Source organism: Cryobacterium sp. HLT2-28 (assembly GCF_004402495.1).
Taxonomy (GTDB): domain Bacteria; phylum Actinomycetota; class Actinomycetes; order Actinomycetales; family Microbacteriaceae; genus Cryobacterium; species Cryobacterium mannosilyticum.
In genome coordinates, this window is the sequence record NZ_SOFH01000002.1 from 1 (window position 1) to 13,980 (window position 13,980).

Below are 13,980 nucleotides of genomic sequence, written 5' to 3' on the forward strand. Positions count from 1 at the left end.
GAGCTGACCGGTACTAATAAGCCAATAATTTGATAACACACCAGTTTGAATAAGCTGCAAGCGTCCACTATGTGGTTCTCGATGTACGGTCGAGAACAATGCCTCACGGTGTCTAATAAACACCGGGGCTCTATAACTGAAAAATATAGAATCGATTCATCGAAAGATGTTTCGGCGGCTATAGCGAGAGGGAAACGCCCGGTCACATTCCGAACCCGGAAGCTAAGACTCTCTGCGCCGATGGTACTGCAGGGGGGACCCTGTGGGAGAGTAGGACACCGCCGGACTTNACCCTGTGGGAGAGTAGGACACCGCCGGACTTGACTTAGCAAGATCAGGAAAGCCACCCCACGGGGTGGCTTTCCTGCGTTAACGGCCCGGGGTCTCGACACGCTCGACCACCGGTGGTCGAACCTGTCGAGACCCGCTCCCGGACGGGCCTGGCGTGATCACCGGACCGGCTCGAGGACCTCTCCGTTCAGGACGTCCAGGGTCCAGCCGGCGGGCCCGCTCTGCGCCACCGTGAGGGCGGCGTTGGCGATCGTCGGGATCGGCCGGTCCAGGACGCGCATCAGGCTGAGCCGGATCAGGGTGCCGTGGCTGACCACGATGATGCGCGCCCCAGGGTAGTCGAGCGCCAGCATCCGCAGAGCCCCGACCCCCCTGTCGGCGACGTCGCCCTCCGTTTCGGCGCCGCGGAAGCCGCCGTTGCCGGTCGGTCCCCCCGGCTCGCGCAGAGCCTCAAGCTCGGCGCCGGCGCCCAGACCCTCGGCCAGGCCGTAGTCCCGTTCCCCGAGGGAGGGGATGCGCTGGGTCACCGTCAGTCCCAGGCCCTCGGCGATCAGGTCGGCCGTCTCGGCCGCGCGGGACAGGGGCGAGGAGACCAGGAAGTCCCAGTCGTAGGGTGACAGAGCGCCGACAGCCGCGACGGCCTGCCCCCGTCCGGTGTCGTTGAGGGGGATGTCGGACCGCCCCTGGATGCGCATGGCGGCGTTCCAGTCGGTTTGGCCGTGACGGACAAGGGCGAAGGTAGTTGCAGAACTCACCCGTCCATTGTCCTCCAATGTCCTGCAGCCGTTGCCCTCCAGGCGTCAGTCCCGGCCGACCGGGACGGTGCGCGCGCCGGACCGGGTGGCCGACCCGAGGATTCGGGGCGTGGAACGCACCAGGCGGGCCAGGGCGAGAACCGACCAGCCGAGCATGACCACGAGGAGCACATTGCGAGCGGTCAGGAGCAGGACGGCGAACGGATCCCCGTCGACCAGGGGCAGGTAGAAGACCGGGAAGATCAGGGTTGTCAGCACGCTGATGGCGAGCATCAGGTAGACCGGGGCGCGCCACTGCCGCCAGGCCGTGGCGGCGCCGACGACCACGATCGGCACGAGCCAGAGCATGTACTGCGGCGAACCGACCTTGTTGAAGACGATGAAGGCGCCAACGAGGGAAAGCGCGCCGAGCAGGAGCAGCCGGGAGGGGTCGCTGCGCCGGCGGAGCCCGACCAGCATAAGGGTGAGCACCGCGGCGAGCACCAGGAACATGAGCGGCGTCATCAACTCGGCGATGATGGCGGTGCCGGGGCCGGCGACCTCCCTGGTCGCAATGGCATAGTTCTGGTAGATGGCCGTGTCCGGCCTTCCGGAGACGGCCAGCCACACCCACGGCGTGGTGACGGGCGCCTCGAGCTGCAGGGCACGGTCGGACTGCATGGTGACGAACCCCGTGAGGAACCGGATTCCGCCCGAGGCCCACACCATCAGGGCGACGCCGGCGCTCATGGCCGCACCGGTCACGGCGACCACCGTGCGGCGGCTGGAGACCGTGACGACGGCTAACATCACCGCGGCCGGCCAGACCTTGATCCAGGTGGCGGCGGTGAGCAGGGCGGCCGCCACGATCGGGCGGCGGGAAAGGAGCACCAGACCGGTGATCACGAGCGGGGCGGTCAGTCCCTCCAACCGGAGAAGGCCGACCGGGCTCAGCACGAAGCTGAGCAGCAGCCAGAGCCAGGCGGCCCGATATCCCCGGGCGTCCCGGCCCCGATCGGTCAGCGCGGTCACGGCGATCGCGTTGAGGGCCATCGTCATCAGGAACCACAGCAGTTGGTAGAGCAGGGGACCGCCGATGGCGGCGAAAACGATGGGGACGAGGGCCCCGATCGGGTACACCCACAGGACGTCGATGCCCGGCCAGAGGTGGTGGACGAGGCCGTTCTCCGCCCAGGTGCGGTAGAGCGGAAGGTCACCCAGGACATTTCCGGTGAGGATCGCCGGCAACAGGGCGAGGAGGAACACGACGTGGATCGCCAGGAAGCCCAGCACCAGGGTGCGCGGAGAATGAAGCCAGGCCAGCCTGGCCGGGGTGAGGGCGTGGAAGAGCCGGCGATCGGCCCGGTCGAGAAGCTGGGACACGGCACTCACCTCTGCAGACGACGGCACCGGGAGCGGTGCCTGACGCCAGCGTAGAAACCTCAGGTGACAGGCAGGCTGCGTGCGGGCATCCATTGGGTGACACTTCTGAGAGTGCTCTCAGCGGGGGAGGCTCACGCCGGCCGGCCGCGGATCAGGTCACGGGCGAGGAAGCGAAGAGCACCCGGCTGCTGGCGACGAGATCGGAGACCTCGAAGAGACGGGCCAGGTCACGGCCGGCCGCGTGCGCCCCGTGCGCCTCGGCTTCGCTCTGCGGCGCCATCCGGCCCAGCATGACGCCACCGAGCGCGCGAACCGCGCAGGCCGCGATGACACCCTCCGGGGTTCCGCCGATTCCCATCACGAGGTCGATCGCGGTGCCGGGGGTCGCGGCGACGATGGCCATGGACACGTCGCCTTCGGCGGTGAGGCTCACGGTCGCGCCGGCGGCACGGAGCTCGCGGATCAGGGACGCGTGACGGGGTTTGTCGAGCACCGCGACCGTGAGCGAGGTTTCGGCGATGCCGCAGGCCGCCGCGTAGGCGCGGAGGTTCACCGTGGGAGAGCGTCGGAGGTCGAGCACGCCCAGGCCGGCGGCTCCCGCGATGAGTTTCTCCATGTAGAACACGCCGGCCGGGTCGAACATCGTGCCGCGGGGGGCAATCGCGATGACGCTCACCGCGCCCGGGCGGGCGAGCGCGGCGAGGCTGGTGCCGTCGAGCGGGTCGACGGCGATGTCGCACTCCGGACCCTGCCCGCTGCCGAGCCGTTCCCCGTTCGCGAGCATCGGGGCGGCGTCCTTCTCGCCCTCGCCGATCACGACGGTTCCGGAGAATGGCGCACCCATCAGCACCGCCCGCATCGCGGCCACCGCGGCCGCGTCCGCGGCGATCTTGTCACCTCGCCCGACCCAGGCCCTGGCGGCCAGGGCGGCGGCGGCCGTCGAGGAGCGGACCGCCAGGACCAGGTCCGCCGGCCATGCCTCGGCGCCGATGACGGTGGTTTCGGCGACGCCGTCGGAAGGATCGTGCTGCGGCATCCGCCACCTCAATGCTCTGGATTCGGTCCGGTGACCGGGCTCTTCCAGCCTACCGGGCGGTCGGATCACACCGCCGTGCGGGCTCGGCGCCGGTCAGGAGAGCAGTTCGCGGATGTCGGCGGCCGTCAGCGCCGCGCCGCGCGGGGCGGCATCCGTCATGACGCTCTCGAACAGGCGCGCCTTGGTGGCCTTGAGCGCCATCACCTTCTCCTCGATCGTGTCCTTGGCGACCAGGCGGTAGACCATGACGTTCTTCGTCTGGCCGATCCGGTGCACCCGGTCGACGGCCTGCGCTTCCGTGGCCGGGTTCCACCACGGGTCGAGCAGGATGACGTAGTCGGCCTCGGTGAGGTTCAGGCCGAAGCCGCCGGCCTTGAGGCTGATCAGGAAGACCGAGTTGGTGCCGTTCTTGAAGTCGTCGATCGTGCGGGCCCGGCCACGGGTCTTGCCGTCCAGATACGAGTAGCTGATCCCGGCGGCGTCGAGCCGGTCCCTGGCCTTGCCGAGGTACTGGGTGAACTGGCTGAAGATGAGGGTGCGGTGCCCTTCGGCGACGGTGTCCTCCAGCAGCTCGAGCAGCGCGTCCAGCTTGGTCGACGGGACCCCGGCGTACTTCTCGTCGTACAGGCTCGCGTCGAGGCTGAGCTGACGCAGCATGGTGAGTGAGCGGAAGATCTCGAACCTGTTCGCGTTCAGGTCCTCGATCAGGCCGAGCACCTTCTGTCGTTCCCGGGCCAGGTGCATGTCGTAGACCTTGCGGTGCTTCGGGTTCAGCTCGAGTTCGAGCACCTGTTCCTGCTTTTCGGGAAGGTCGCCGGCCACCTGGTCCTTGGTGCGGCGCAGCATGAACGGGCGGATGCGGCGGCGCAGCTGGGTGAGCCGGTCAGTGTCCGCGTCGGTCTCGATCGGTTTGCGGTAATAGTCGGTGAACCGGCCGGGGCTCGGGAACAGGCCGGGCGCCGTGATCGACAGCAGCGACCAGAGCTCCATCAGGTTGTTCTCCATCGGGGTGCCCGTGATCGCGAGCTTGAACGGCGTCTTGAGGCGGCGCGCGCACTGGTGCGCCCTGGCCTGGTGGTTCTTCACGAACTGGGCCTCGTCGAGCAGGAGTCCCGCCCAGTCCAGTCCGTCGTAATCGTCGAAGTCGAGCCGGAACAGAGTATACGAGGTGATCACGACATCGGCGCCGGCGGCGACGGAGGCGAGGCTTGTGGCGCGCTTCGCCGCGGTCTGCGTGATCGTGGCGACGCGAAGGTCAGGGGCGAAGCGGGCGCACTCCGCGGCCCAGTTCGAGACCACGCTCGTGGGGGCAACCACGAGGAACGGCGCTCCCGGAGCCGAGGGGGACGCCTGGTCGCGGGCGTGCGCGATCAGGGCGATCGCCTGCAGCGTCTTACCGAGCCCCATGTCATCGGCGAGGATGCCGCCGAGCCGGTGGTCGTAAAGGAAGCTGAGCCAGTCGAATCCGGACTGCTGGTAGGCGCGCAGGGTGGCGTGGACCGTGGCGGGGAGCGGGCGCCGGTCGATCTGGTCGGCATCCGTGAGCCCGGCGACGGCGGCGCGCCACCCGGCGGCCTGTTCGGCGACCACGCCGAGAGCCTGCAGCTCCTCCCAGAGATCGGCCTGGAACCGGCTGAGGCCGAGGGACTCCGCTCCGGCGTCCTGCAGGCCGCGCGCCTCCTCGATCAGCCGGCGGAGCTGGTGCAGTTCGGGGCGGTCGAGGCTGAACCAGGTGCCGCTGTCCAGGATCAGGATCTCCTGGTCGGCGGCCAGCGCCCGGAACAGATCGTCGAACGGGATCTCCTCGCCGTCGATGCTGACGGTCACCGCGAGGTCGAACCAGTCCCGGGCGGCTGTGCTCTCGGTGGTGGCCAGGCTGATCACGGGGGCATCGTCGGCGGGGCGGTAGCGGGGCGCGTCGGCGCTGACGGTGACCCGGATGTCGTCCAGCGCCTCGAGCTCGGCCCGGGCCCCGGTCAGGAAGTCGATCATGGCGGCGCCCTCGAGGGTCGCGATCATGGCGAGGCGCGGCAGGCCCTCGTGCACCGGCGCGAGCGTGGGGAAACCGGTGAGCACCGGCAGGATGGCAGCGAGGATGGCCTGTTCGCGCGTGGCGTCCCTGAACCGGGTGTCGCCGGGCGCCGGCCGGAGGGCGCTGCGATAGAGCGTGCCGGCCGTGCCGGTCTCCGCCCCGGCGGCGAGGTACTCCCAGTCCCAGTGCAGTTCGAGGCGCGCCCCCGGTTGGTGGGTGACCTGGAGGGCGAGCCGTGGCCGCGGCGTCTCCGGCAGGTCGAAGGAGCCGTCGGCGCTGGTCAGGGTGAGCTGTCGGCGCAGGAACGGGTAGAAGTCGGCGAGGAACAGAGCCTCGTCGGCGCGGGGGACGACGAGGGCTTCGGCGGACGCGGCCAGGGCGAGCAGCTCCGCGCCGAGCTGGTGTTCGAGTGGCGCGAGGGTGAGCACGGAGCCCGTGTCGTCGGTTTCCGTGCCCGCCGCGGGCTCCTCCCAGGTGAACACGCCGTGGGCGGGGCTGCCGATGAAACCGAATTGAGCGCGGTCGAGCCTGCGCCCGTCCAGGATGACCGCGGGCGAGAGGGTGAGGGTGCCGTCGGCGCGGCGGATGTCGAGTTGGAGCGCGGCGGGGCCAGGCGTCACGTCCACCCGGGCCCGGCCGCTCGCGGTGGTGACCAGGGCCAGCCCGGCCGTGCTCGCCTCGGCGAGGATCTCCCAGAACGCCCGGTTGGCGAAGCCGTCGAGAAGGATCCACTGCTGGGCGTAGCCGGTGGATCGGTTGCCGGCGGAGTACAGCGCGTAGAGCGCCTTGAGTACCGCCAGGTGGGCGGGGTCGTAGGCGCCGTAGACATAGGCGAGGTTGTCCCAGGTGAGATTGCCGCGGATCCACTTGCCCTTCTTGCCCATGACCACCGGGCGCGCGGCCAGCCGCCTGGGCCTGGCGCCGCCGCCGGCGAACCGTCCGTCTCGGACCGGGTCCTGAAGTTCGAACTGCAGGCCGACCACCGTGATCACCGGGCGAGAGGCGGCCGGGCGGGCGAGCGGCGCGAGGGCGCGCTGCCAGTCCGGCAGGACAGGCGGAGCGGGCGGGCCGGCGGACGGCTCGAACCGGGGCATCCGCCGGTCGCCGACCGCACGGCCGGGTTCGCCACCCGGGTTGTGGTCCCCCGGGGAGCCCGCGGTTGCGATCAGGAGGGCCGCCACATGCTTGCAGTTCTTCTTCATCGGGCAGGTGCACACGCCGGTGGCGCGCACGAGGGTGCCCGCCGCGTTGGCGGTGAAGGACACGGTCACGGCGTACGGCGCCGACCGGGTGCCCTGCACCTCGCCGAAAAGCTGGGTGCCTGCGCCGAACCATTCCGGCGGGTGGACGTTGCCGTTTCGGGCATAGCGCTCGCCGCGCGAGAACGCCTGACTGCCCACCAGTAGCGCGATCTGGTGGGAACTGAGCGAATGAGCCATGGTGAGGGCTCCCATTCTCCCACGGGACGGCGGCGTCGGCGCGGCAGGGGTGCGTCGACGTTCCAGGTTAGGCGGGGTCGGTCGAGGAACCCTTCCGGAGCGTGCGGCCCTGGAAGAACGCCGGGTCGGCTCGGCGCATCAGCAGCATCAGCACCACCCCGCCGATGAACAGCACCATGGCGAGGATGAAGACGAGACCGACCCCGCCGATATTCGACCCGCTGCCGTAGTCGGGGTTCATGCTGTCATACAGGGTGGTCGCGAAGATCACGGCGAGGATCACCCCGCCGACGAGCGGGGCGAGGAACTTGAGCAGGAACGCCCTGGCGTTGGTGAAGGCCTCGGCCCGGAAATACCAGACGCAGGCGAACGCGGTGACGCCGTAGTAGAAACAGATCATCATGCCGAGGGTCAGGATGGTGTCGGTGAGGACATCCGTGCTGAGCACCCGCATCACCGCGTAGAACACCCAGGCCACGATGCCGGCCATCAGGGTGGAGAAGCCCGGCGACTTGTAGCGCGGGCTGATCGCGGCGAACCGCTTCGGGAAGGCCTTGTAGTGGCCCATCGCGAGCATGGTGCGCGCGGGGCCGACGAAGGTGGACTGCAGCGATGCCGCCGAGCTCGACAGCACGGCCAGGGACATCAGGATCGCGAAGGGTCCCATCACCGGCCCGGCGAGGGCGGCGAAGACGTTCCCCTGGATGTCTTCGTTGCCCAGCCCGAGCTCGCCGGTGCCGACGCCGGAGAACATCAGGGCCGCGACGGCGACCAGGATGTAGAGCGCGAAGATGATGCCGACCGTGAGGGTGGCCGCGCGTCCGGGGGTGGTCTTGGGGTTCTTCGTCTCCTCGTTCATGGTGAGGGTCACGTCCCAGCCCCAGAAGATGAAGATGGAGAGCGACACCCCGGCCGCGAAGGCGGAGAACGACGGGGCGAGGAACGGGTTGAACCAGTCGGCGCTGAAGCCGAGGGCGTCGAACGACGTGCCGTTGCCGAAGTGCACCAGGGCGGCGACGCTGAACCAGACAAGCACGACCAGTTGGAAGGCCACGAGCACGTACTGCACCGCCTTGGTGGTTTCCATTCCCCGGTAGGAGACGTAACAGGCCGCGACCATGAAGACCAGGCAGGTGAGCACGTTGACGACCACGTTGGAGGCCAGATCGGCCAGGTCGGGATTGCCGAACAACTGGGCCAGCATGAGGTAGAAGAAGTCGACGGCGACGCCGGCGAGGTTGGACAGCACGACCACGGTGGCGACGATGAGCCCCCAGCCGCCCATCCAGCCGATCCACGGGCCGAACGCGCGGGTTGCCCAGGTGAAGGAGGTGCCGGCATCCGGCATGGCGTTGTTGAGCTCCCGGTAGCCGAGGGCGACCAGCAGCATCGGGATGAAGCCGACCAGGAAGATGCCGGGCATCTGCGTTCCGACGGCCGCGACCGTCGGGCCGAGCGAAGCCGTCAGGGTGTAGGCGGGGGCGATGCAGGAGATGCCGATCACGGTCGCGCCGAGCAGTCCGATCGAACCGGCGCGGAGGCCCTTGTCGGACAGGCCGCCGGCGGTGGTGGAGGCTCCGGTGGAGCCCGAGGAGTGGATGTTCGTCATCAGAGCCTCTTTCGGTCAGTGCGTCAGCCGGGCGTGGGTGCCGGTGGGAACGACGATCAGGGGCACGGGCAGGGCATGCAGCATGCGGTGGGCCGTGATGCCGAGGAAGATCGTGGTGGGCTGGGCGAGCCGGCTCGACCCGACGAAGGCGATCTCGGTCTCCTGCCAGTCGAGGGCCTCGACTGCGGCCTCCACGCTGTGGCCGGACGCCACTTCGGTGGTGATGTCCCCGTGTGCCCGGGAATGGGCCCCGAAGTAGTCGAGCACGGTGCGCAGGTGGGCGCCGCTCTCGTTCTCATCGGCAACCGCCTCGCCGCCGGTGGCGTGGGTGCGGTGGGCGTCGACCTCGACCAGGGTGACGAAGCGCAGGTCGACGGTGAGGCCCTCCGAGAACGCGAGCACCGAGTCGAGCAGGGTGCGCCAGCCCGGCCGGGTGCCGATCGCGCAGGTGATCCGCGTGATCTGTTCCGGGGCGCGGTAGCCGTGCGGCGCGAGGGCGACGGGCACCGGTGAGGCGTGCAGCAGCGCGTTGGCCACGCTGCCTATAGTGAACCGGTTCAGGATGCCGCGGCGGGAGGCGCCGACGATGATCCGATCGGAGTCGAACCGTTCGACCGCCTGCAGCAGCCCCTCGGTGGCCGAATCCGCCCAGAGCAGGTTCGTCGTTGCGACGATGTCCGCCGGGATCCGCAGGGCGGCCTGGGCGAGCCAGTCCAGGCCCTGCTCCTCGAGCAGGGCCTGGAAGTCCGAGGCAGAGGCTCCCACCTTGGCGGGCACGGCGGAGGAGTGCGGCAGCACGAGGCAAAGCCGCAACTCGGCCCCGGTCAGGCGCGCCAGGGCGACACCCAACTCGATGGCTTCGTTGCCGCGTTCGGTCGCTTCGTAGGCGACGACGTAGTTCGCTACTCGGGTCACTGCTCACTCCTTCGATTCTGTGGTGCCGTGGTCAGTGCTGATGCTCTGCGTGCCCGTCGTGATCGTGCCCGTCGTGTGCGTCGCCGGTGGTTCCCGGGGCGCAGTGTCCGCTCGGGCTCGGTGCCACGTCGAGCGACGGGTTGCGGTCGAAGAAACCGACCGGTTTCAGCCAGAACGATACCGTGTCGGCGGGCATGACCGGCCATTCCTCCGGCCGGGTGATGTGGTGGATGCCAAATACGTACCAGAGCACGAGGTCGGTGTCGCGGACGGAACGACCGGCCTGGATCCACTCGGGCAGCCCGTGGTCCACCGAACTCTGGTTGACGAACTCGCCGCAGGGCCAGCGCTCCGTCTCGTCGTTCGGGGTGACCCAGACGGTGTGCCCGATCACCTGGGCGCGCTGCAGGGCCGGCGCGGCGGCGTCGAAGAACGACGGGATGGCGCCGCCGGGCACGAGCTTGTAGGAGACGGGCGTGCCGAGGCCGTTGAGCGACTTCTCGTTCACGACCTTCCAGGCCCGCTGGGTGTTCCACTCGAAGTCGTCGAAGCCCTCGGTCTCGATCGGCGTGTTCTGCTGGGTCAACGCCAGGCCGAGCGGGTTCGTCTCGCTGATCGGTTCGATCCGGGTCTCGGAGCGGAAGACCGTGTTCTCCGGGCCGTCGATGTCGAGGTCCATCCGGGCGACGATGAAATGCTGGTGGAACGGCGCGTAGGTGCGGGTGTCGACGAGCGTGCCGTTCGGATGCGGCTGGCCGGCGTCGAGGTGGGTGACCACCATGATCCCGGTGGCGCGCACCTCGCACTCCATGTTGCCGTCCTGGTAGAAGCGCCAGTAGACGAGGTACTCGTAGTTCGCGACGGTGACGTGGAAGGACACGACGAGGCGGCGCATCCGTCGCACCTCGGCGCCGCCGTCGTGGTCGACGTGCTTCCAGAGCACGGCGTTGTCCTCCTCGTGGATGCAGAAGGCGTTCGGGATCGTGTACGGCTCGCCGCGGCTGTTGTGCAGCACGGCGTCGAGATAGCGGATCTCGCCGAGGCAGTCGCAGCCGAGCTCGAGCGAGGTGGTCATGAAGCCGAGGCCCCACTCGCCGATGTCGAACGCGGTGCGGCGGAAGTGGTCGACGCTGGGGTCGCGGTAGGGCACGACCATTTCGGCGAAGGAGAGCCGGTTGGCGATCGGGCGTACCCGGCCGCCGTCGGTGTAGCTCACGTTGTGCAGGGTCATGCCCTCGCGGTAGTTGAACCCGACGCGGAGCGACCAGTTCTGCCACCGGACCAGGTTGCCGTCGACCGTGAAGCTCGGCCCCTCGGACTGCACGATGTCGAGCGGCGCGAGCGGCGGGCGGTGGCTGAGCTCGCGGATGCGCGGCGGAATCAGGTGCGGGACGTACTCGCCCATCACCTCCGGGCGTTCGACCTCGAACGAGTCCTCGATCTCAAGGAGTTCCATGGTGTTCACGTCGATGACGAAGTGCAGGCCGCTGACCGGCCCGGCGTAAGGGTTCGCGCCCTTCTCCCGTCGCACCCAGATGTCCGCCCAGCCGAGCCGGCGGCCGCGGAAGCGGTCGGGGATGACGGCGTCGCCGTAGGTCCAGGTGTCGATGAACACATTGTCGAGGTCGGTGATGCCCCGGCCGGCGAGCACGGCGATCACGTCGGGGTGGGCGCGGAGGGCGGTATCCGCCTCGTCCCACTCGTCCACGGTGAAGTTCGCCTGCACGCCGGGCACAGTGGCCCAGTCGAGCAGGGAGTCGTCGGTGAGGGAGACCAGCGCGACCCAGGTGCTGTTCTCCGCGCGGTTGAGCACGACGAGCCTGGCCCGCCGGTCCGGCACGGTGCCGTCGGCTTCGAAGGCCCGGACAGCGCCCTTGGGGGGTTCGACGAGTTCGATCGAGGCGAAGCGCCAGCCGTCGCCGACCCCGTGTTCGCGGGCGAGGATGGCGGATGCGGCGCTGAACTCGGCGGCGGCAAGTGGATCGAGCGGGTGAAAGGCCATCGTGATTCCTCTGCGTTGAAGAGTGGATGTCTGTGGGGCGTGAAGATGCGGTCATCCACACCGTACATCCAGAGGACGGTTCGTGGCGGCGGAAGATCGGGGGCCGGGCGCAGTGAATTCGCCTGCCCCGCGCCCGGGCGGGCGCGGTGCTGGCGTGTCGGTCGAATATGAAATAAAGTTGAGTCGACAAGGCTCAGCTTTTCCGCCGGTCTCCGTGTGGGGCCGGCCGGCCAGAGAGAGGTTTCCCGATGCAAGCAGGTCAGCAGCCGCCCCAGGAAGACGCCAAGACGGCCCTCGAGCAGTACGGGGTCAACCTCACCGAGATCGCCAAGAGCGGCAAGCTCGACCCGGTGATCGGCCGGGACGCGGAGATCCGCCGGGTCAGCCAGGTGCTCACCCGGCGCACCAAGAACAACCCCGTGCTTATCGGCGAACCCGGCGTCGGCAAGACGGCGGTCGTGGAGGGCCTCGCCCAGCGCATTGTCGCCGGCGACGTCGCCGACTCGCTCAAGGGCAAGCAGCTCGTGTCCCTCGACCTGGCGGCCCTGGTGGCCGGGGCAAAGTACCGCGGCGAGTTCGAGGAGCGGCTCAAGGCCGTGCTCAAGGAGATCAACGACGCCGAGGGGCAGATCATCACCTTCGTCGACGAGCTGCACACGCTGATGGGCGCCGGCGGCGGCGAAGGCTCGGTCGCGGCCTCCAACATGCTCAAACCGATGCTGGCCCGCGGCGAACTGCGCCTGATCGGCGCCACCACCCTCAACGAGTATCGCGAGTTCATTGAGAAGGATGCCGCGCTGGAGCGCCGCTTCCAGCCGGTGCTCGTGGACGAGCCGAGCGTCGAGGACACCGTGGCCATCCTGCGCGGGCTCAAGGAGCGCTACGAGGCCCACCACAAGGTGTCGATCGCGGATGCGGCGCTGGTGGCCGCGGCATCCCTCTCCAATCGCTACATCACCGCCCGGCAGCTGCCGGACAAGGCGATCGACCTCATCGACGAGGCCGCGAGCCGGCTGCGGATGGAGATCGACTCGGCGCCGGTGGAGATCGACGAGCTGCGCCGCAGCGTCGACCGGCTCAAGCTCGAGGAGCTGGCGCTCAAGAAGGAGAAGGACGACGCGTCGAAGCAGCGGCTGGAGAAGCTGCGCGGGGACCTCGTCGAGCGGGAGGCGAACCTGGCCGGGCTGCAGGCCCGCTGGGACAAGGAGCGGTCCTCGCTCAACCGGATCGGCGAGCTCAAGGAGAAGCTGGACACCGCCCGGAGCGCCGCCGACCGGGCCCAGCGCGAGGGCAACCTGGAGAAGGCGTCCCGCCTGCTCTACGGCGACATCCCGGTGATGGAGCGCGAGCTGGCGGAGGCGGAGCGGGCGGAATCCGACGGGCCCCGGATGGTGAACGACCACGTCACCGCGGAGGACATCGCCGCGGTCGTGGCCATGTGGACCGGCATCCCGGTGGGTCGGCTGCTGCAGGGCGAAACCGACAAGCTGCTGAACCTGGAGGGCGAGCTCGGACACCGGCTGATCGGGCAGAAGGAGGCCGTGCGCGCCGTCGCCGACGCCGTGCGCCGCAGCCGAGCCGGCATCTCCGACCCGGACCGGCCGACCGGGTCGTTCCTCTTCCTCGGGCCGACCGGCGTCGGCAAGACCGAACTGGCCAAGGCGCTCGCCGAGTTCCTCTTCGACGACGAGAAGGCGATGGTGCGCATCGACATGAGCGAATACGGGGAGAAGTTCTCCGTCTCCCGGCTCGTCGGGGCGCCCCCCGGTTACATCGGCTACGAGCAGGGCGGGCAGCTCACCGAGGCCGTGCGCCGCCGCCCCTACTCGGTGATCCTGTTCGACGAGGTGGAGAAGGCGCATCCGGAAGTCTTCGACGTTCTGCTGCAGGTGCTCGACGACGGCCGGCTGACGGATGGCCAGGGCCGCACCGTGGATTTCCGCAACACGATCCTGGTGCTGACCTCGAACCTCGGTTCGCAGTTCCTGATCGACGCGAGCCTCAGCCGGCAGCAGAAGGAGGACGCCGTGCAGCAGCTCGTGCGGCAGACCTTCAAGCCGGAGTTCGTCAACCGTCTCGACGACATCGTCGTGTTCGAGTCGCTGTCGATGGACGACCTCGGCCAGATCGTCGAACTGCTCGTGGACCGGCTGGAGCGACGCCTCGTCGAGCGGCGGCTCGAGCTCGCGGTGACCCCGGATGCCCGGTCCTGGCTGGCCGAACGCGGCTACGACCCGATCTACGGCGCGCGACCGCTGCGCCGGCTGATGCAGACCGAGATCGACGACCGCCTCGCGACGGCGCTGCTCTCGGGCAGGATCCGCGACGGGGACACGGTGCTGGTGGACCTGGACCCCGACGCGGACGCCCTCACCGTGGCATCCGCCCCCGCCCTGGTCTGACCCGGGCCCTCCCGCCGGTGCCGCGCGTGCCGCGAGAGTGCGATTTTCACCCCTTCTCGTTGAGGGCGAAAACCGCACTTTCGCGGCAAGCGAAAACCGGGGTGACGGACGGGTGACGGTCAGGAGCGGCACCTAGG

Annotated in this window: 8 protein-coding genes and 1 rRNA gene; 2 read left to right on the forward strand and 7 right to left on the reverse strand. The window is 69.2% G+C overall.

Annotation, left to right across the window (positions count from 1 at the left end; genetic code table 11):
• Positions 1 to 170: 170 nt before the first annotated feature.
• Positions 171 to 287: ribosomal RNA gene (rrf, locus tag E3O48_RS00290) — 5S ribosomal RNA — on the forward strand.
• Between the two features lie 162 nt (positions 288 to 449).
• On the opposite strand, the gene E3O48_RS00295 is transcribed toward rrf, so the two are convergent.
• The 7 genes from E3O48_RS00295 to E3O48_RS00325 all read right to left on the reverse strand — a co-directional run bounded on the left by E3O48_RS00295 (position 450) and on the right by E3O48_RS00325 (position 11,441).
• Positions 450 to 1,046 (reverse strand): histidine phosphatase family protein, encoded by a 597-nt coding sequence (locus E3O48_RS00295; protein WP_255453675.1) that lies wholly within the window; start codon positions 1,044 to 1,046, stop codon positions 450 to 452.
• Positions 1,047 to 1,091: 45 nt separating this feature from the next.
• Entirely contained in the window at positions 1,092 to 2,408 is a 1,317-nt protein-coding gene (locus tag E3O48_RS00300; RefSeq protein WP_166788564.1) for a glycosyltransferase 87 family protein, read from the reverse strand.
• A 151-nt stretch (positions 2,409 to 2,559) separates the two neighbouring features.
• Positions 2,560 to 3,444, reverse strand: a complete 885-nt coding sequence (locus E3O48_RS00305; protein WP_134536874.1) for a fructose-bisphosphatase class II family protein — start codon at positions 3,442 to 3,444, stop codon at positions 2,560 to 2,562.
• A 93-nt stretch (positions 3,445 to 3,537) separates the two neighbouring features.
• Positions 3,538 to 6,915, reverse strand: coding sequence for a DEAD/DEAH box helicase (locus E3O48_RS00310; protein WP_166788565.1), 3,378 nt, complete (start codon positions 6,913 to 6,915; stop codon positions 3,538 to 3,540).
• A 67-nt stretch (positions 6,916 to 6,982) separates the two neighbouring features.
• Positions 6,983 to 8,524 carry an APC family permease gene (locus tag E3O48_RS00315; protein WP_134536876.1) on the reverse strand — a complete coding sequence of 514 codons (1,542 nt, stop codon included), beginning with the start codon at positions 8,522 to 8,524 and terminating at the stop codon, positions 6,983 to 6,985.
• A gap of 15 nt (positions 8,525 to 8,539) precedes the next feature.
• Positions 8,540 to 9,439 (reverse strand): universal stress protein, encoded by a 900-nt coding sequence (locus E3O48_RS00320; RefSeq protein WP_134508761.1) that lies wholly within the window; start codon positions 9,437 to 9,439, stop codon positions 8,540 to 8,542.
• Between the two features lie 31 nt (positions 9,440 to 9,470).
• Positions 9,471 to 11,441 carry a primary-amine oxidase gene (locus E3O48_RS00325; protein ID WP_134536877.1) on the reverse strand — a complete coding sequence of 657 codons (1,971 nt, stop codon included), beginning with the start codon at positions 11,439 to 11,441 and terminating at the stop codon, positions 9,471 to 9,473.
• 248 nt (positions 11,442 to 11,689) lie between these two features.
• On the opposite strand from E3O48_RS00325, the gene E3O48_RS00330 reads away from it, so the two are divergent.
• Positions 11,690 to 13,843, forward strand: coding sequence for an ATP-dependent Clp protease ATP-binding subunit (locus tag E3O48_RS00330; protein ID WP_134536878.1), 2,154 nt, complete (start codon positions 11,690 to 11,692; stop codon positions 13,841 to 13,843).
• The last annotated feature ends 137 nt before the right edge of the window (positions 13,844 to 13,980 follow it).